Source organism: Pseudomonas sp. R28(2017), from assembly GCF_002112505.1.
Lineage (GTDB): Bacteria > Pseudomonadota > Gammaproteobacteria > Pseudomonadales > Pseudomonadaceae > Aquipseudomonas.
The window spans coordinates 1-17,641 of the sequence record NZ_NEHW01000025.1 but is presented as its reverse complement, the minus strand read 5'-3'; the positions used below and the strand labels follow the sequence as shown (position 1 = coordinate 17,641).

General features: G+C 64.0%; 17 protein-coding genes. 11 read left to right on the top strand and 6 right to left on the bottom strand.

Features of this window, described 5'->3' with window-relative positions:
• Positions 1 to 344 precede the first annotated feature (344 nt).
• The gene (locus CAF78_RS26770; RefSeq protein WP_085677699.1) at positions 345 to 1,142 is read right to left on the bottom strand and encodes an SDR family NAD(P)-dependent oxidoreductase; all 798 of its coding nucleotides are present in this window, start codon (positions 1,140 to 1,142) and stop codon (positions 345 to 347) included.
• 65 nt (positions 1,143 to 1,207) lie between these two features.
• Entirely contained in the window at positions 1,208 to 1,996 is a 789-nt protein-coding gene (locus CAF78_RS26765) for a phytanoyl-CoA dioxygenase family protein (RefSeq protein WP_085677698.1), read from the bottom strand.
• A gap of 267 nt (positions 1,997 to 2,263) precedes the next feature.
• On the opposite strand from CAF78_RS26765, the gene CAF78_RS26760 reads away from it, so the two are divergent.
• Complete coding sequence (locus CAF78_RS26760; protein WP_085677697.1) at positions 2,264 to 3,295, top strand: TRAP transporter substrate-binding protein; 1,032 nt, start codon at positions 2,264 to 2,266, stop codon at positions 3,293 to 3,295.
• Positions 3,296 to 3,347: 52 nt separating this feature from the next.
• Here the strand turns inward: CAF78_RS26760 and CAF78_RS26755 are convergent, their stop codons facing one another.
• The 3 genes from CAF78_RS26755 to CAF78_RS26745 all read right to left on the bottom strand — a co-directional run bounded on the left by CAF78_RS26755 (position 3,348) and on the right by CAF78_RS26745 (position 6,832).
• Positions 3,348 to 4,286, bottom strand: a complete 939-nt coding sequence (locus CAF78_RS26755; protein WP_085677696.1) for an AEC family transporter — start codon at positions 4,284 to 4,286, stop codon at positions 3,348 to 3,350.
• 53 nt (positions 4,287 to 4,339) lie between these two features.
• Complete coding sequence (locus CAF78_RS26750; protein ID WP_085677695.1) at positions 4,340 to 5,038, bottom strand: GntR family transcriptional regulator; 699 nt, start codon at positions 5,036 to 5,038, stop codon at positions 4,340 to 4,342.
• Between the two features lie 228 nt (positions 5,039 to 5,266).
• On the bottom strand, positions 5,267 to 6,832 hold the full coding sequence (locus tag CAF78_RS26745) for an IclR family transcriptional regulator C-terminal domain-containing protein (RefSeq protein ID WP_085677694.1): 1,566 nt from the start codon (positions 6,830 to 6,832) through the stop codon (positions 5,267 to 5,269).
• Positions 6,833 to 7,007: 175 nt separating this feature from the next.
• Between CAF78_RS26745 and CAF78_RS26740 the strand changes: the two genes are divergently transcribed.
• The 10 genes from CAF78_RS26740 (at position 7,008) to CAF78_RS26695 (ending at position 16,568) form a co-directional block, all read left to right on the top strand.
• Positions 7,008 to 7,817 carry a ribonuclease activity regulator RraA gene (locus CAF78_RS26740; protein WP_085677693.1) on the top strand — a complete coding sequence of 270 codons (810 nt, stop codon included), beginning with the start codon at positions 7,008 to 7,010 and terminating at the stop codon, positions 7,815 to 7,817.
• Positions 7,818 to 7,820: 3 nt separating this feature from the next.
• Positions 7,821 to 8,267, top strand: a complete 447-nt coding sequence (locus CAF78_RS26735) for a nuclear transport factor 2 family protein (protein ID WP_085677692.1) — start codon at positions 7,821 to 7,823, stop codon at positions 8,265 to 8,267.
• A gap of 64 nt (positions 8,268 to 8,331) precedes the next feature.
• Positions 8,332 to 9,738, top strand: a complete 1,407-nt coding sequence (locus tag CAF78_RS26730) for an aldehyde dehydrogenase (NADP(+)) (protein WP_085677691.1) — start codon at positions 8,332 to 8,334, stop codon at positions 9,736 to 9,738.
• 13 nt (positions 9,739 to 9,751) lie between these two features.
• The gene (locus CAF78_RS26725) at positions 9,752 to 10,045 is read left to right on the top strand and encodes a Dabb family protein (RefSeq protein WP_085677690.1); all 294 of its coding nucleotides are present in this window, start codon (positions 9,752 to 9,754) and stop codon (positions 10,043 to 10,045) included.
• 87 nt (positions 10,046 to 10,132) lie between these two features.
• Complete coding sequence (locus tag CAF78_RS26720; RefSeq protein WP_085677689.1) at positions 10,133 to 11,422, top strand: MFS transporter; 1,290 nt, start codon at positions 10,133 to 10,135, stop codon at positions 11,420 to 11,422.
• Between the two features lie 34 nt (positions 11,423 to 11,456).
• Complete coding sequence (locus CAF78_RS26715) at positions 11,457 to 12,266, top strand: NAD(P)-dependent oxidoreductase (protein ID WP_085677688.1); 810 nt, start codon at positions 11,457 to 11,459, stop codon at positions 12,264 to 12,266.
• Complete coding sequence (locus CAF78_RS26710; RefSeq protein ID WP_085677687.1) at positions 12,263 to 13,351, top strand: mandelate racemase/muconate lactonizing enzyme family protein; 1,089 nt, start codon at positions 12,263 to 12,265, stop codon at positions 13,349 to 13,351. The genes CAF78_RS26715 and CAF78_RS26710 overlap by 4 nt, the downstream gene beginning before the upstream one ends.
• Before the next feature lie 82 nt (positions 13,352 to 13,433).
• The gene (locus CAF78_RS26705) at positions 13,434 to 14,303 is read left to right on the top strand and encodes an aldose 1-epimerase (protein WP_085677686.1); all 870 of its coding nucleotides are present in this window, start codon (positions 13,434 to 13,436) and stop codon (positions 14,301 to 14,303) included.
• Positions 14,304 to 14,342: 39 nt separating this feature from the next.
• Positions 14,343 to 15,623 carry an OprD family porin gene (locus CAF78_RS26700; protein ID WP_085677685.1) on the top strand — a complete coding sequence of 427 codons (1,281 nt, stop codon included), beginning with the start codon at positions 14,343 to 14,345 and terminating at the stop codon, positions 15,621 to 15,623.
• 15 nt (positions 15,624 to 15,638) lie between these two features.
• On the top strand, positions 15,639 to 16,568 hold the full coding sequence (locus tag CAF78_RS26695; protein WP_256573981.1) for an alpha/beta hydrolase: 930 nt from the start codon (positions 15,639 to 15,641) through the stop codon (positions 16,566 to 16,568).
• A gap of 12 nt (positions 16,569 to 16,580) precedes the next feature.
• Here CAF78_RS26695 and CAF78_RS26690 read toward each other — a convergent pair whose 3' ends face one another.
• Entirely contained in the window at positions 16,581 to 17,609 is a 1,029-nt protein-coding gene (locus tag CAF78_RS26690) for a LacI family DNA-binding transcriptional regulator (RefSeq protein ID WP_085677683.1), read from the bottom strand.
• Positions 17,610 to 17,641: the final 32 nt, after the last annotated feature.

Below are 17,641 nucleotides of genomic sequence, written 5' to 3'. Positions count from 1 at the left end.
GCTGCGACGGCGGCCGGTTTCTTTTGCGTCCAGCCCTTCTTTGAGATGGTCGGAAGCAGCGCCTTCAGCATGCGTCCAGGTAAGCCGCCCTGCACGACTGAGCCGGACGCCACCTATGCGACAGCAGTTCACCAACTCGTCAGGTGGTGCTGATTGCTCATTTGCACGCAAAGCCGGGGCAATGACTGCCCCCGCTTTGCGTGGGCCGGCTAACTGACAGCAAACCCGGGGCACGGTCAGGGCAGGCTAGCCAGCAAGAGCCCTGAGCACGTGTTCATTGGTTACTCTCGACTGCTCTTTCGCGCAAGAAAGCACGGGTTGCAAGATGCGTTCTGGATGGGGCTTCACGCACAACGCAAGGTGAGCCCGCCGTCGACCACCAGATCGATGCCTGTGATATAGCGCGCGGCATCCGAAGCGAGAAACACTGCCGCGTTGGCCACATCCCAGGCGTCGCCCATGAACCCCATGGGGCATTGGGCATGTCGCTTGTCCAGCATCGCTTGGGTTTCACCGCCATAGGCTTGGGTCAACGACGTGCTCACCATGGGCGTATCCATGAAACCTGGCGATATGCAGTTGGCGCGAATTCCCAGCGGCGCATACTGGATTGCCACATTACGTGTGAATGCGATCATGGCCGCCTTGGTGGCGGAATAGCCAACGTAAGGGAAACCAAGCCAGCGTTGCGCTGCGATGGACGCGATGTTTACGATGGCCCCGCTGCGCTGCGCTTGCATGACCGGAAGCGCGTACTTGCACGTAAGGAACAGGCTGGTCTGATTCACTGCGATCAGCTTGTTCCAGCTGGCCTCGCTGGCCTCCACCGGGCCTCCTGTTTCGGCGATGCCAACATTGTTATGCAGTACATGCACGCCGCCAAAATGGTCTTGCGCCGCGTCCACCATCTGACGCATATCCTCTGCGCAGGTGACATCGCCAGTGAACACCCTGCACTGGCCGCCTTCTTCGAAAATGATGTCACGCGTGCGTTCCACGGAGGCGCGGTTGCGGTCAACTGCCAGTACCCGATAGCCGTGCCGAGCGTACATGACGGCTGCGGCTCGGCCATTGCTCCAGCCATCGGCGATCGCCCCGGCACCCGTGACGATCACGACTTTCTCATGCTTGGAATTTGTCATTGTCGTTATCCAGTCTGTCCGAAGAGGCGCGCCGGGCCGTGCGTGGCGGCCGGCGCGCCGTAGGGTCATGCGACGGCGTGGAGGAAGCCGCTCAGCGCGTCATCGCCGACGGTCTGTATCGGCGTGAAGTCGCGGTGAGCGATGTAGTCGGGCCGCTTGAACCGGGTAATGGCGTTGTCCACTGCATTGGTGGTGACGTACAGCGTGTTGCGATCCCAGGGCGAGAGATTGGGCGAGGAGGCGTGGACCAGGGTGCTCTGGAAAATCAGCACTGTCCCGGCGCGCCCCTTGGGGGCGACGATGCCGCCTTGTTCGACCAACTCCGAGACCTTGGCATTGTCCAGTGTCCACAGCGGATAGCTGGTTGTGCTGCGGTCGTGGCTGGCATCCAGACGGCCTAACATGTGCGAGCGGGGAATGAACATCAGCGGGCCGTTGAACTCGTTGACTTCATCCAGGAAGATCGCGACGTTCATGGCCCGGGCCTCAGGCATGCCGTCGTCCTGGTGCCAAGTGCCGAAATCCTGGTGCCACTGCCAGATGTCACCATTGAAAGCGGCTTTGGCATTGATCTTGAACTGATGCATGTAGACATCGCTGCCCAACAGCTGGCGCGCCGGTTCGATCAGGCGTGGGTGTCGCGCCACTTGAGCGAAGACATCGTCGAACGTGTGCGCAGCGAACACTGTGCGTACCACTCCGCTTTTTTCCTTGATCACTTCTTCTCTGTCCATTCGGTACAGCAACGGCAGGCGCGACTTCATGAGCGCGGCTTCTTCCTGGGAGAAAAGCCCCGGCAGCAGGACGTAGCCTTCTTCTTCATAAGCTTTGATTTGTTCTTGTGTCAGCTTCATGAGTATCTCCGTGCGTCAGTCGATGGCAGGGCATGCCCGCCTGAGTTGTGACCACCGGTCGATGCGTCGATCGGGGTCGGGCCAGCTGCAAGGCGCATGGCGTACGCCTGGCTTGGTTTCTCCTGTCGTGCAACTTCCCGCAAATGGGCCCGTACGGGTTTATGTGTTCTATGTTCAGTGTTCTGTATACAGACTACGAACCTGCGATTATGCTGTCAATGCACTCTTGGCAGCCTCAATAACAAAAAAATCAGCAGGAGAGTCACCATGACCGAAATGACCCGTCGTCGCTTCCTGGGCAACGCAACACTCGCGTCCGCAGCCCTGGCGGCTGGAGCCGCAGGGCTTTATAGCGGCACTTCGCGTGCAGCGGATTTCAATCTGAAATTTGCCAATAACCTACCGATGACACACCCCATGAATGTGCGCGCCAGGGAGGCAGCCAAACGGATCAAGGAGGCATCAGGCGGGGCTGTGACATTGCAGGTGTTCCCCAGCAGCCAGTTGGGCGGCGACACCGACATGATCGCCCAGGCGCGGTCAGGTGCTATCGATTTCTATGCAGGCCCGCCCGTCATCCTGGGGACGCTGATTTCCGCGGCGCAGATCAGCGCGGTGGGTTTTGCGTTCAAGGATTACGACCAGGTGTGGGCGGCCATGGATGGCGAGTTGGGTGCACATATCAGGCAAGAAATTGCCAAAAGCGAAAACCTGTTCGCCTTCGAAAAGATCTGGGACAACGGCTTCAGGGTCACCACTACCAGCACTCGGCCAATCGCATCGCCTGCGGACCTCGCCGGCATGAAACTGCGCGTTCCACCCAGCCCCATGCTGATGTCCATGTTCCGCAGTTTCGAGGCGGCGCCGGTGAGCCTCAACTTCGCCGAAGTCTATTCTTCGCTGCAGACCCGGATCGTCGAAGGCCAGGAGAACCCGCTGAGCCTTATCAACTCGGCCAAACTGTACGAAGTGCAAAAGTACTGCTCGCTCACCAACCACATGTGGGACGGGTTCTGGATCCTGGGCAACAAGGCCCGCTTCGCACGGTTGCCTGCGGATGTGCAGGCGTTGGTCAGCAAGCATATCAACGAAGCCGGTGTGAACATGCGCGCCGATCTTCGGGCGATGCAGGATTCGGTGATTGCGCAGCTCGACGGCAAGGGCCTGGCCATCAGCAACGTTGAACCCGATGCGTTTCGCTCGAAGTTGAGGGAGGCGGGCTACTACGCCAAATGGCGCGAGAACTTCGGCCAGCACGCCTGGCAGCTACTCGAAGGCACGGTAGGCTCGCTGGCGTGAAGCCTGCTGTGGCGACCGCCCGTAGTCGGTCGCCACAGCATGCAGCCGGTACTCAAAAGGTTGGAACCCAGGCAAGAATGATCGACACCGTCAGCAGGGAGAGCAGGGTCGACGCCAGGATGGCGTGGGACATGAGCTTGGCGTCCCGGTCAAACAGCGCAGCCAGCATGAATGGGCCATTGCCAATGGGTAAGGCACTGAGCAACAGCGCTGACCAGGCCCATACCGTCGGGATGGGAAATACCACGAAAACCAGCAAGGCTGTGATCCCGGGCTGAACGAGCAGCTTCATCGCCACGAGCAACCCCAGCCCCTTCACGTCGAGATTGCGCAATTTTGCCGCAGCCAGGAACAGGCCGATCGACACCAGGGCGCAGGGGCCTGCTGCGGCACCGAGCAGTTCGAAGAAGCGTTGCAGGCTCTGCGGCAGGGGATAACCACTCCAGGCCACCAGGCAGCCCAGGAGCGGGGCGACCAGTATCGGATTCTTCAGCAGCCTGCCGCCCACCAGCCTGAGGGTCTGGGCAACACGTTTGTCAGGCTGGTGCGACACCTCGATAAGGATAATGGCGACCGCGAACAATATGCAGGCGGACAGGATCGTCGCGATGACGGCAGGCGCAATGCCGGCTTGGCCAAATGTCAGCGCGCACAGCGGAATGCCGAGGAAACCCGCGTTGGGGTAACTGGCCGCCACCGCATCGATGGTCGCATCCTTGAAAAGGACGCCGCTGCGCATTCTTGTCGCCAGTGTCACGAGAAACACGGCGGCCATCCCCGCAGTGAATGCCAAGGTGTAGGTGATGTTCAGCGTCTGCAGGGTGCTTGCTTTGGCCATGGACTCGAACAGCAGTGCAGGTAGCCCCAGGTATACGACGAACCGGTTGAGTTCAGCCGAGCTGGCGTCGCCCAGCACGCCCAGGCGATAGGCGAAGAAACCGACGAAGATCAACCCGAAGATCGGCAAGGCGACATTGACGATGGCAAGCATGAGGTAAACAGCCCGGTCGGTTGCGGGAGGCTGAAAGCTGCCAGGGGCAGCATTCAGGCCTGTTTGAGGGTGGCGTTGAATTCGCCGCTCTGCAATACGTTCGCCAGGTGTTCTGCAGCGCTTTCCGCATGCTGCTGGGCCAGCGACGCTGCCTGGTCGGGAAGGCCGTCGAGGATCGCTTCGATGATCGCCTGGTGTTCGTCCCAGACCCCGGCGAAGGTGCGCACGTCATGTCGCAGAATGGCGCTCATCACCCGGCGGATGTGATGCCAGTGCAGCGCAGCGGTTTGCGCAATGACTGGGTTGCCCGACATTTCGTAGATGGCGCTGTGGAACGCCATGTCCGTCACAACCAGATTGCGCGTGTCGTTGGACTCCACGGCACGGCGGCCTTGCTGGATGACCTGCGAGGCGATGTCCTTGAAAGGGCCTGCACCGAGTTGGCGGATACGCAGCGCCGCGCACCGGGCGGCCAGTGCATCCAGTGCCGCCCTGACCTGGTAGACCTCGACCAGTCGCTTTGCGTCGAGGGGCGTCACCGCCACGCCTTTACGGCCGTTTTCCTCGATGAAGCCTTCACGCTTGAGAATTTGGAAGGCTTGCAGGATAGGCTGTCGCGATACACCCAACTGCTCGGCAAGCCCTTCCTGGGTGATGCGTTCGTTGGGCTGCAAGGTGCCATCGCAGATAGCCTCGAGGATCGCCTCATAGACGCGCTCGATCAGTTGAGCGGGGGCGCTGAGTTTCTTCATGGGGAATTTATCTTCGTGTACTGTATACAGTCAGCATAAGGTACAGGTCGGCGAATCGGCAAGGTGGAATTGAACAAGGACGGCATCGAATCGATCGAGGCTTACCCTGGTTTGCGGAATCTGGTAATCAGAGGGGCCGGCTCAGAGCGGACTCACCGGTAGCCATGGACCACTAGCGACCCCGCAACAGCGAGTCTGTATTTGGTGAACCCGTGAGGGCGTTGAAGCTCAAGTCTGCATTTGCATAAGGCACCCTGAGCTCGGCGCGCTGGCCAAGGTTTCCAGTTGCAATGCATGGCGGGCACTGGTGATGAACAAGGTGGTGCCATCTTCTCCACCAAAGCACAGGTCGGTCGGGCTTGGCACCGGCAATCCAATCATACGGTCCAGGTTGCCCTCAGCATCGAAGCGCGCCAGGCTCCAGCCATCCAGCTGCGTGGTCCAGACACCACCTTTACCATCCAGCGCCAATCCGCCCAAGCTGCCACCGCCACGTGGCAGCGAGGCCAGCCGGCGCACGCTGCTGCTTCCCGGTTGCAGCAACAGGATGTCCCCGGCCTCCGGTGCCAGGGCATAAACCGCGCTGCCTTTGGCATCCCACCTGAACGTGCTGACCTGTTCTGGCAACGACCAGCCATGGCGCAGTTCGCCCTCGGCGCTGAGTTCGCCGATCAAACAGCCGTTACCACTTTTGGCGCACGCCCACAGGGCGCCGGACGGATGCGTGGCCAATGCCAGCAGACGGCTGCCGAGCAGATCCTGGCGCGGGTGTTCGTTGCCATTCCAATCGATCAAGGACCAGCCGCCGGCCTGGGCCACCAGCAGGCCGTCGGGGTGTAGCTCCATGCCGCGCACCGGCAGGTCGAGGCGGGTCAGCAGGCGGCTGCTGTGACCGTCCCAGTAATGGATGGCTGGCGCCAGGGTGTCGGCCCAGTACAGTACGCGCTGGCCCGCGTGCCAGCGCGGAAATGCACCGTGAAACGCCCAAGGGCCGGGCAGCACGCTGAGCTCGCCGGCGGCGCGCGGAGTGGTGTCCGGACGCAGCTGTTCACCGACCCGGCGCGCCGCGTCAGCCAGTTCCGGGCCGAGCAGGGTCAGGCGCTCCAGCGTCAGGCGGTAGGCGGGCCCGGCCACGCTCAGCGCCCCGCGCACCAGGCCCTGCTTGTCGACGATTGGCGCGGCGACGCAGCGGATGCCCAGGCGGATTTCCTCGTCGTCGAGGGCGTAGCCGCGCACTTGGGTAATCTGCAATTCGGCCAGCAGGCGGCGGCGGTCGGTGATAGTCAGCGGGGTCAGTGGCGTCAGCACCAGGCCCTTGAGGATTTCGTCGCGGGCTGTAGGGGAGAGCGCCGAGAGGATCGCCTTGCCCTGGCCGGTGCAATACACCGGCTTGCCCTGGCCGAGGCTGGCGGCCGAGCGCTGGGTGTGGGCGCCTTCGCAGCGCTCCAGTGACAGCACCTGATTGCCGTCGAGCACCGCCAGGTAGGAGGTTTCTCCGGTGAGGTCGCGCAGGGCACGCAGCTCGGCGCTGGCGGCGGCCACCAGGTCCGGCTCCAGGTAGGCGTTGCGGACCATCTCCAGATAATTGAAGCCCAGGCGGTAGACCTTGCGTGTCGGGTCGCGGCGGATCATGCCGCGCTCCACCAGGGTGGCGATGATGCGGTATAGCGTGGTGCGCGGCAGCGGCACCTGCTCCGCCAGCTCGGCCTGGCTGATACCGTTGGCGGTTGCGCCTATGGCCTGTAGTACGTCCAGGGCCTTTTCGAGTGCGGCGGTGCCTTCACCTGTTTTCATTGTGTGATTCCCATCTGTTGGAACTCGGCTGCCTGAGTACCCATTCTGCCGCTTTTTCTCCCATTTATCCGCCATAGAATCGGTCTCAGCAGGGCTTTCAGTGAATGCACGTTCCATATGCTGGGAATTTGCCCTGGCCGCCCATCGGATGAACCCGTGAGGAGAACCTACAACAATGTCCGTCATCCACAATTACGCCGATGCCCATGAGAGCGTCTCCGGCAAGCAGGTCGTCGTCAGCGACGAAGTACTGGCCAAACTGGCCACCTGCAGCAGCGGCTCGCTGACCACGCAACTGTTCAAACGTGGCTTCCGCCAGCCGGCGCTGGTCGGCCTGCGCGCCATGTGTCGCGATGCCAAGCCGTTCGCCGGGCGTGCCTTCACCATGCGGTTCATTCCGGCCCGTGAAGACATCGACACCTACTCGACCATGACCACCAAGCCCAACGACGACAACCTGCAATGGGTGGGCGTGGAGCAGATCCAGCCGGGCGACGTGCTGGTGATCGATAGCCGCAACGACCCGGCCGCCGCATCGGCCGGCAATATCCTGGTGACCCGCCTGCTGGCCCGTGGCGCCAAAGCCATCGTCACCGATGGTGCGCTGCGTGACGGCAGTGAGATCGCCGCCATGCGCCTGCCGGCCTATGCCCGTGAGATCACCGCGACCACGCGTATTTCCTACCACCATGTCGCTGACCTTCAGGTGCCGATCGGTTGCGCCGGGGTGGCCGTATACCCGGGCGACATCATCGTTGGTGACGCCGATGGCCTGACCGTGGTGCCCGCGCACCTGGCCGAAGAGCTGGCAGAAGTGTGCAGCGTGCAGGACGACATCGAAAACTACCTGGCCATGCGCATCGCTGCTGGCGAAGCACTATGGGGCGTCTACCCGCCAAGCCCGACGTCGGTGTCCGACTACCACGCCTGGGTCGCCGCCGGCCGCCCGGCCATCCCGTCGATCATCGACCGCGAGGAGGGCTGAGCCATGGCCGAGCACAAGCATGCCCAACTGATCCGCCGCTACTTCGACGCCTGCAACGAAGGCGACTACGACAAGCTGGTGTCCTGCTTCACCCCAGACGCGGTTCACTACTTCCCCTCGGGGTTGCCGGAGATCCCCTGGCGCACTGCCGACACCATCGCCCGCAAGTGGGTGTGGTGCGTGGAGAACCTGGGCTCGCAGTGGACCATCGAGAAGATCCTGGTCAGCCACGACAGCAACGAGGCGGTGATCGAGTGGACTCACTGGAAGAGCAAGCTGGGCACGGCCTTGCGTGGTGACGAGTGGTACGTGTTCGACGAGAAGAGTGGCTTGATCAAGGAGATCCGCGCCTATTACGCCTCGCCGGCCGACAAGGACGTGGTGATCAACGAGCTGGTCGATTTCGACTATGTCGGCCGTGGGTATCACCTGGAGCCGAAGGCGCGTTAAGGCCACTGGCCTCTTCGCGGGTAAACCCGCGAATGGCCGCACCGCAATGTTGAAGGAGTTACCCATGACCACCCCGCAAAACCCGAATTTCGCTGCCATCGACGCAGTCGTCGCCCAAGCGGCGTCCGCCGCCGACTTCTGGGCCGATTCCAGTGCCACCCAGCGCGCCTCCCTGCTGCGCGGCCTGGCCGATGCGCTGGAACAGCAGCAGACTGAACTGGTCGCAATCGCCGACCGCGAAAGCGGCCTCGGTGAAGGCCGTCTGAACGGTGAGGTGGCCCGCACTGCCTTCCAGCTGCGTGGCTTTGCCAGCGAGGTGGAAGCCGGTGTGCCATACCGTCAGGTCGATGATCAGGCAATCGCCGGTGCTCCACCTGCCGGCCGTCCACGCCTGACCCGCGTGCAGCGCCCGCTGGGCCCGGTGGCGATGTTCTCGGCCAGCAACTTCCCGTTCGCCTTCTCGGTGCTGGGCGGCGATACCGCTTCGGCCCTGGCCGCCGGTTGCCCAGTGGTGATCAAGCCGCATTCCGGCCACCCGGAACTGTCCCGCGCTGTGTTTGCCCTGGCCGCTGGCGTGGTCCGCGCCCAGGGCCTGCCGGCCGGCCTGCTGACCCTGGCCGAAGCGCAAGATCGTGCCGCCGGCACCTACCTGGTACAGCACCCGTCAATCGCCGCCGTGGCCTTCACCGGCTCTTACCAGGGTGGCAAAGCCCTGTGGCAGGCCGCCAATGACCGTGAACGCCCGGTGCCGTTCTTCGGCGAGCTGGGTTCGATCAACCCGCTGGTAGCCTTGCCGGCGGTGCTGGAGAATGACAGCGAGGCCTTGGCCAAGACCCTGGCGGGCTCGATCACCCTGGGCTGCGGCCAGTTCTGCACCAGTCCGGGCGTGATCGTGCTGCTCGATTCACCCCACAGTCAGCGTTTCGTCGCTCAGCTGGCCGAGGCCATTGCGCCGATCACCACCCACCGTATGCTGACCCCGGGCATGCAGCAGGGCTTCGAGGCGGCAGCTGCCACGGTAGCTGCCAATGCTGCGCCGGTGATCACTGCGCAGCCTGATGGTGCCGGCCCGGCGCCGCGACTGTTCGCCACCAATGCCGCGTCGTTCATTGGCAATGCCCATCTGCGTGAGGAAATGTTCGGCCCAGCGGCGCTGATCGTTACCGCGCATTCCGTGGCCCAGGTGGCTGAAGTGCTCGACGCCATCGGCGGCACCCTGACCACCACCCTGTGGGGCCTTGAGGCCGACAGCGCCGACAACCGCCAACTGCTGCGTGCGGCCCAGCGAGTGTCTGGGCGCGTGCTGTTCAGCGGTGTGCCGACCGGCGTTGCCGTGTGCCACGCCCAGCAGCACGGCGGGCCATGGCCGTCGTCCACCGCGCCACAGTCCACCTCGGTCGGCTTTGCCGCCATCGAGCGCTTCCTGCGCCCGGTGGCGTTGCAGGACGCGCCGGCATGGGCCCTGTGCTGAGGAGGGCAGGGCGATGATGCGACATATCGTGCTGTTCCGCCGCCTGCCGGGCGTCGAAGCGCAGCCTGAACTGGAATCGGTGCTGGTGGCGCGGATGCGCGACCTCACCGAAGAAATCGACTTCATCCGCGACTGGCGTGTCGCGGCCAACGAACTGGATCGGCCGATCTGCTGGGACTACATCCTCGAGTCCAGCTTCGACGACGCCGACGCGGTACAGCGATACCTGCCACACCCGGCGCACCTGGCCCTGGTCGCCGAGCTCAAGCAGTACTTCGAGTGGGTGGCGGTGGATTACAGCGTCTGATTGACCCCAGAGGCACCTGGCCCTCTGTGGGGGCCAGGCGTCATAACAAAAAAGATCCGGCATCACAGGTGCCGGGCGGAGTCGTACATGAACAAGAAAAAGAACTATCGCTGGACGATCCTGACCATGTTGTTCCTGGCCATGATCATCAACTATGTCGATCGGGCTGCCCTGTCGATCGCCATGCCGTTCATTACCCAGGAGTATCACCTCACGCCCGCCGAGAAGGGCATGATCTTCAGCAGCTTCTTCTTCGGCTATGCGCTGTTTTGCTTCGTCGGTGGCTACCTGGCTGACCGTTTCGGGCCCAAGCGTGTGCTGACCTGGTCGATGAGCTTCTGGTCGGTGCTATGCGGCTCCACTGCACTGGCCTTCAACTTCTGGTCGCTGCTGATCGTGCGCGCTCTGTTCGGTGTCGGCGAAGGCCCGGTGTCGACCACCGCCAACAAGACCGTCAACAGCTGGTTCCCGATCAAGGAGCGCGCCCGCGCCATCGGCATCAACCAGGCAGGTGGCCCACTGGGCGGCGCCCTGGCCGGCCCGATCGTGGGGTTTCTCGCCCTGTGGCTGGGCTGGCGCGTGGCCTTCGTGGTGATCGCGGTGATCGGCGTGCTGTGGGCAATCGCCTGGTACCGCCTGGCGGCCTCTACTCCCAAAGAGCACCCGCAGGTGTCGGCCGAAGAGCTGGCGTTGATCAACGAAGGTCGTGATGCCCCGGTCACTGCCGTCGCAGAGGCGCCGCATACCCCGGTGCTGCAGATCATCCTGCAGCGTTCGGTGCTGGTCACTGGCGTTTCGCTGTTCTGTTACAACTACATCCTGTACTTCTTCATGACCTGGTTCCCGAGCTACCTGATCGAGGCCAAGGGCATCGACCTCAAGGCCATGAGCATCGTCACCGCGCTACCCTGGCTGGTGGGCACCGTCGGCTTCATCTGCGGCGGGTTGCTGATCGACTGGGTGTACAAGCGCACCGGCAAGCAACTGTTCTCGCGCAAGGTGGTACTGGTCAGCTGCCTGCTGGTGGCGGCGGTGTGCATCGGCCTGACCGGCCAGGTAGAGAGCGTGACCAGCACCGTGGTGGTGATGACGGTGGCCATCGGCTTCCTGATGCTGACCGCGCCAGCCTATTGGTCGCTGATCCAGGACGCCGTGCCGGACCATCAGGTGGGTACTGCCGGGGGCTTCATGCATGGCCTGGCCAACCTGTCCGGTATCGTTGCGCCGACCGTGACCGGCTTCATCATCCAGTCCACCGGCACCTACGGCAGCGGCTTTGGTCTGGCTGCCGTGCTGGGTATCGTCGGTGCGCTGATCGTGGCTTTGTTCGTCGGCCAGAAGCCGGCCCGGCAAGCCAACGTCGTCGCTGCCGCCTGAAATGACTGCTACCTACGTTTTACGGGAATACACCATGCCTACGCTTCTAGTCACCGGCGCTGCCGGAATCGTCGGAACCGCCCTGCGCCCCTTCTTGCGCGAGCGCTTCAGCCTGCGCCTGCTGGATCGCCGGCCGGTCAGCGAGCTGGCCGCCAATGAAACTGCCCTGGTCGGCGACCTGACCGACCCGGCCTTCGTCCGCCAGGCCTGCGAGGGTGTCGACGCGGTGCTGCACCTGGCCTGTGCCCACGGCACCGATATCCAGTTCCAGGCCACGGTAGAGCCCAACTACCACGCTACCCTTTACCTGCTCGAAGCCGCCCAGCGCGCCGGGGCGCGGCGTTTCGTGTTCGCCAGCAGCCATCATGTGCTGGGCCAGTACCCCACGCAGACGGCCGAGCAGTTCGACAATCACCCTGTGGCGCCGGACAGCTACTACGCGCTGAGCAAGGTGTTCGGCGAAGCGGCCTGCGCCACCTTCTCCCAGCGCAGCGAGCTGGCCACGTTCATCGTGCGTATCGGCAACGCCGACGGCAAGGTTGCCGATGCCCGGCGCCTGCGCCTGTGGACCAGCGCCCGCGACCTGGCTCAGTTGGTGCTGATCGGCCTGGAGCATCCCGAGGTGCGCCACGAGATCGTCTACGGTGTGTCGGAATGCCCCCAGGCGCTCTTCCACAACAACCGCGCCCGCGCGCTGGGTTACCGGCCACAGGACAATGCGGCCGAGCACCTGGCCGAAAACTTCCTCGCCTATGAGGCCATGGCCCCGGTTGGATCTGGTCGTGACCATGTTGGCGGCGCCTATGCCGGTGTGGCCCTGGCCAGTGTTCTGGAGCAAGCATGAAGATCGTCCGTATCGATACCCAGGTCGTTGAAATTCCCTTCCATGATGGCGGCAAGGGCCAGGGCATCACGCCGACTACCTGGCACACCCTTGAGAACGTGCTGATCCGCCTGGAGGACGAGCAGGGCAATGTCGGCTGGGGCGAGGCGTTCGGTTACTTCGTCGCCGATGCCACCAAGGCCCTGATCGATCGCCTGGTCGCGCCGCTGCTCCTGGGCCGGCAGGTCGACGACATTCCCGCCTTCAACCGTGAGTTGCAACTGCGCCTGCACTTGTTCGGCCGCTATGGCGTGACGATGTTCGCCATTTCCGGTGTCGATATCGCCTTGTGGGACTTGGCGGCCCGGCGTGAAGGCGTGCCCTTGCACAGGCTGCTTGGCCAGGCCACCCGCGAGCAGGTGCCAGCCTATGCGAGCCTGGTGCGCTATGCCGACGATCAGGTTGCCCCGGCGATCTGCGAGAAGGCGTTGGGCATGGGCTTCACCGACATCAAGCTGCATGAAGTGACCGTGCCGGAGATCGCTGCCTGCCGCCGTGCCATCGGCCACGACGTGCCGCTGGCCACCGACGTGAACTGTGCCTGGTCCGTGGCCGATACCCGCGAATGGCTGCCAGCGCTGGCCGACCTGCAACTGTCCTGGTTGGAGGAACCGATCTTCCCGCCGGAGGACTTTGCCACCCTGGCCAGCTTGCGCGGGCAGGGCGTGCCACTGTCGGCCGGAGAGAACTGGTGCACCGCCGTGCAATTTGAGCAGGCATTGCGCAGCGGCGCCGTGGATTCGGTCCAGCCCAGCGTAACCAAGGTCGGCGGCATTTCCGAGTGCCTGCGCATCGCCGCGCTCGCCGAGCACCATGCGGGCGTCGTGCTGCCGCACTGCCCGTACTTCGGCCCGGGCCTGATCGCCACCTTGCACCTGGCGGCGGTGCAGCCGCAGGTACCGCAGATCGAATACCTGTTTGTCGAGCCCGCCGGTTGGCTCTACCCGGTAGAGCAGCTGCGCCAGGGTAACCGGTTGCAGGTGCCGCAAGGTCCAGGCCTGGGCCTGGACATCGACCTGCAAGTGGCCGAACGCTTCCGCCGCTAACCCGATCCTTTACCGCCTCACCGCCGTGCCTCGGCACGGCGGCAGGGGCTGTGCATGCCTGGAAAATGGCATTGGAGGTTCTATGCACACCGTGGTTCTGAGCAACTCCACCTGGTCGCTGGGCGTGCTGCCGGCCTGGGGCGGGCGCATCGCCCACCTCAATGCCGAGGGACTGGATATCCTGCTGCCGATCAACGCCAATCAGTTCAACCCGCTGGACTGGCCACGGGCCGGTGCCTACCCGCTGATGCCGTATTCCAACCGCATTCGCAACGCGCGGTTGCAGTTCGCTGGCACCGAACATGCGCTGCCTGCGCATCCGGCTGCTCGGCCCCATACCTTGCATGGGGTGACCCACACCCAGCTTTGGCAAGTGATGACCTCAGGCAGCGATAACTTGAGCATTGCCTGCGACTATCAAGGCGAGCACTGGCCCTGGGCGTTTCGCGCCGAACAGCACTTCGCACTCGACGGCGCACGCCTGCGGATCACCTTGGTGCTGATAAACCTGGGGCAGACGCCCATGCCTGGCGGCCTCGGGCTGCACCCGTACTTCCAGCGCCACCCCGGCATGCGCGTGCAGTACCGCACCGGGCGCGAATGGCAGATCGACGAGGAGTACATGGCTACCGGCGCGTACCTGGAGGGTGTCAGGAACTGGTCGATCGACGCGGATGCGGGCGAGCCTCTCGCGCATTACCAATCACGCTGGGATGGCCAGCTGCAAATCGATTACGCCAATGGCCATGTGCACCTTCAGGCCTCGCAAGTACTGAACCACTTCGTCGCTTTCGCCCCGGTCGGCAGCCCCTACCTGTGCCTGGAGCCGGTGTCGCATCTGGCTGACGCGTTCAACCAGCCCCGCGACAGTTGGGCCGAAACCGGCACCCATGAACTCGCTCCGGGCCAGCGCCTGGAGGCCACTCTCGAATTCACCTGGCAACACCGCTGACGCAACACCCTACATACCTATAAGAAGAGCACAACAACAATGAAACACTCCTCGACTGGAGCGGGCTTCGCTCGCGCTGCAAAACCTCTGTCCCTGCTGCTCGGGCTCGGCCCGCTGTGCGCCCAGGGCGCGTTCCTCGACGACAGCAAGGCCAACCTGACCTTTCGCAATTTCTACTACAACCACGACCTGCGTGATTCCACCAGGCCCGCTCAGTCGAAGCTTGAGGAGTGGGCCCAGGGCTTCATTCTCAAGGGCGAGTCGGGTTACACCGACACGGCTGTCGGGGTGGGCATGGATGTGTACGCAGGCCTCGGCCTGAAGCTCGACTCGTCGCCCTCTCGCAGCGGCACAGCGCTGCTGCCCGGGGCCTACAATCGCGCCGGCGGGCCGCGCAATGCCGACCCGCGCTCGGTGGACGAGTTTTCCGAGGCCACGGCGGCAATCAAGTTCAAGTACTCGAAGAGCGAGCTCAAGGTGGGCGGGCTGTTCCCGAAAATTCCGCTGGTCAGTTCTGGCGACGCGCGCCTGCTGCCGCAGTTCTTCGAAGGGGCGACGCTGGATATACGCGAGCTGGACAACCTTGACATCGGCCTGGGCCAGATGCGCCGGGTCAACCAGCGCGAATTCGCCGGTGCCCGGGATATCCAGGTGGGCAACTACTACAGCGTGTTCAGTAACCGCTTCGATTACCTCGGTGGCACCTGGCGCGCCACGCCGCAAACCTCGTTGGGGGTGTGGACCGGCCGCCTGGCGGACGTCTACCAGCAAACCCTGTACACCGGCAGCCACACCCTCAAGGCCGGTGACTGGACCCTCTCCGGCACGCTCAACTACCTCGACACCGGCGAATCCGGTAGCGAAAAAGCCGGCCAGCTCGACAGCCGCATGACCTCGGCGATGCTCAGCGCCAACCTGCGCGCGCAGACGTTCCGCCTCGGCTACCAGTACAACGCGGGTGACAGCGCCTTGCCGTTCATCCACGACACCGACTTGCCTGGGGTGGCCAATGCCGTACAGGTGCTGCGCTTCGACCGCGCCCAGGAGCGCTCCTGGCAGGCCCGCTACGACCTCGACTTCGCGGCCCTTGGTGTACCGGGGCTGACCGCGTTCGCCCGCTACGTGAAGGGTGACAATTTCAAGGTGGCCGGCGAGGACGGCAGTGAATGGGAGCGCAACCTGGACATCACCTACGTGATCCAGAGCGGGCCACTGAAGAATTTGGCGCTGCGCTGGCGCAACGTCGAACTGCAAGGCGATGCCACCGGCCGGCGTGATGAAAACCGGGTGATCATCGCCTATACCTTGCCCTTGCTCTGACCTGGAGGATCGCCCGTGGTATCCCGTCCGCTCGACCCTGCCATGCAGGCCTATATAGACAACAGCCGGCGTTTCGCCCCGCGTGACGACAGCCTGGCGGCCCGGCGCGAAGCCTTTCTCGCCGCCTGCCGTGCCTGCACGCCACCGCGGCCGCTGGGCTGGCAGGTGGCTGATATCGACCTGAAGGGCTTGCGCCTGCGCTGTTACACCCCCCCGGGCGAAATGCCGCCCGGGGGGTGGCCAACGCTGCTGTACCTGCACGGCGGCGGCTGGGACCTAGGCAATCTCGACACCCATGACTGGTTTGCCCACGCTCTGGCGCAGCGGGTGCCACTGGCGATCGTTGCCGTGGAGTACCGGCTGGCGCCAGAGTATGCCTATCCGGCGCCGCTGGAGGACTGCCTGAACGCCTGGCACGGTTTACGGGCCGGGCTGGTCGACCCTCGCCTCAGCACGACGTGCCTGATGGTGGCGGGGGACAGCGCAGGGGGCACGCTGGCTGCGGGCCTGTGCATGGCTTTGCGCCGTGACGGGTTGGAGCAGCCACTGGGACAGATGCTGGTGTATCCGGTGCTCACGGCTCGGCAGCACTTGCCATCGATGCGCGAACAGGCCGAGGCGCCGTTGATGACGGTGGCGGGGTTGATGAAGTCATTGGCGGGTTTTCTGCCGCAACCGGCGCAGCGTCATGACCCCTGCGCCCTGCCGCTGGAGGCTGAAGACTTTACCGGGCTGGCACCGGCGTTGGTGCTGGTGGCACGAGTCGACCCGCTGTGCGATCACGGGCTGGCCTATGTCGATGCGCTGGCGGCGGCGGGTGGGGTGGCCCGGGCTTGGGTGGGCGAGGGCATGGTGCATTCGAGCTTGCGCGCATTCGGGGTGGCCGAAGTCGAGCAGGCCTGGGATCAGATGGCGGCGCAGCTGCTGCGCTGGGCGGGCGATTGACGCACGCAGCCTTCAGGTACTTTCGCGAACCACCAGGCTGAAACCCACATCCTCTACCTGTTCCCCGCGCCCCAGAGTGCCTTCGATCCGCTGCAGCAGCAACTCCGCCGTACGCAGGCCAATGCGTCCGCCGTCAACATTCACCGTGCTCAAGCGCGGGTGGGTATGGGCGGCGAATTCCAGATTGCCGAAACCCATCACCGCCAGGTCCTGAGGCACCCGCAGGCCGTTGGCCTGGGCCTCGGCCATGACTCCCTGGGCGAGCAGGTCGATGCTGCAGATCACCGCATCCATCGGCACCTTGGCCGCCAGCAGTCGGGCCATGGCTTCACGGCCGTGGCCCATGTTTACGGGTACTGCTTCGAGCTCGCAGCCGATCACTTCGACGCCTGCCTTGCGCAAGGTATCGGTGCACGCCTGGCGCCGTCGGGTGGCGCGGGCGTCATCGCTCCAAACCAGGCCGACGCGGTGGTGGCCGCGTTCGATGATGTGCTCGGCCATGGCCTGGCCAACGGCCTCGTGGGAAAAACCGACCACCGTGTCGATCGGGTCCTGCGCCAGCTCCCAGGTCTCTACCACCGGAATGCCACGAGCGATCAGCTTTTCCCGCGCTTCAGGGCTTTGCAGCTGGCGCGTCAGCACGATGCCGTCGGGGCGGCGGGCGAGGATCGCATCGATCAGTTCCGCTTCACTGCTGTTTGCCAGGTCTGACTGGCTCAGCAGCAGCTGGTAGCGCGCCGTGGCCAGTCGCTGGCCGAGCTGGGTGATAGTGTCGACGAAGGCGCGGTTGGCGACATTCGGCACCACCACGATGACCAGCCGACTGCGCTGCGACACCAGGGCGCCAGCGAGCATGTTGGGCACATATCCGGTCTTGCGGATGGCATTGCGCACCTTTTTCTGGGTTTTCTCCGACACCAGTTCTGGCCGGTTGATCACCCGGGAAACGGTGATGGGCGAGACCTTGGCCATCTTCGCCACGTCATCGAGGGTAGCGAGACCCGGTTTGGGGCCAGGGGTGATCACGGGCGTTTCCAGCATGCAAAGCCTCAAGCAGGCGGGTTGGGCGGGTG

Coding starts and splice junctions, on each gene's coding strand:
- CAF78_RS26770 (WP_085677699.1), bottom strand. CDS start 1,142: ATGACAAATTCCAAGCATGAGAAAGTCGTGATCGTCACGGGTGCCGGG.
- CAF78_RS26765 (WP_085677698.1), bottom strand. CDS start 1,996: ATGAAGCTGACACAAGAACAAATCAAAGCTTATGAAGAAGAAGGCTAC.
- CAF78_RS26760 (WP_085677697.1), top strand. CDS start 2,264: ATGACCGAAATGACCCGTCGTCGCTTCCTGGGCAACGCAACACTCGCG.
- CAF78_RS26755 (WP_085677696.1), bottom strand. CDS start 4,286: ATGCTTGCCATCGTCAATGTCGCCTTGCCGATCTTCGGGTTGATCTTC.
- CAF78_RS26750 (WP_085677695.1), bottom strand. CDS start 5,038: ATGAAGAAACTCAGCGCCCCCGCTCAACTGATCGAGCGCGTCTATGAG.
- CAF78_RS26745 (WP_085677694.1), bottom strand. CDS start 6,832: ATGAAAACAGGTGAAGGCACCGCCGCACTCGAAAAGGCCCTGGACGTA.
- CAF78_RS26740 (WP_085677693.1), top strand. CDS start 7,008: ATGTCCGTCATCCACAATTACGCCGATGCCCATGAGAGCGTCTCCGGC.
- CAF78_RS26735 (WP_085677692.1), top strand. CDS start 7,821: ATGGCCGAGCACAAGCATGCCCAACTGATCCGCCGCTACTTCGACGCC.
- CAF78_RS26730 (WP_085677691.1), top strand. CDS start 8,332: ATGACCACCCCGCAAAACCCGAATTTCGCTGCCATCGACGCAGTCGTC.
- CAF78_RS26725 (WP_085677690.1), top strand. CDS start 9,752: ATGATGCGACATATCGTGCTGTTCCGCCGCCTGCCGGGCGTCGAAGCG.
- CAF78_RS26720 (WP_085677689.1), top strand. CDS start 10,133: ATGAACAAGAAAAAGAACTATCGCTGGACGATCCTGACCATGTTGTTC.
- CAF78_RS26715 (WP_085677688.1), top strand. CDS start 11,457: ATGCCTACGCTTCTAGTCACCGGCGCTGCCGGAATCGTCGGAACCGCC.
- CAF78_RS26710 (WP_085677687.1), top strand. CDS start 12,263: ATGAAGATCGTCCGTATCGATACCCAGGTCGTTGAAATTCCCTTCCAT.
- CAF78_RS26705 (WP_085677686.1), top strand. CDS start 13,434: ATGCACACCGTGGTTCTGAGCAACTCCACCTGGTCGCTGGGCGTGCTG.
- CAF78_RS26700 (WP_085677685.1), top strand. CDS start 14,343: ATGAAACACTCCTCGACTGGAGCGGGCTTCGCTCGCGCTGCAAAACCT.
- CAF78_RS26690 (WP_085677683.1), bottom strand. CDS start 17,609: ATGCTGGAAACGCCCGTGATCACCCCTGGCCCCAAACCGGGTCTCGCT.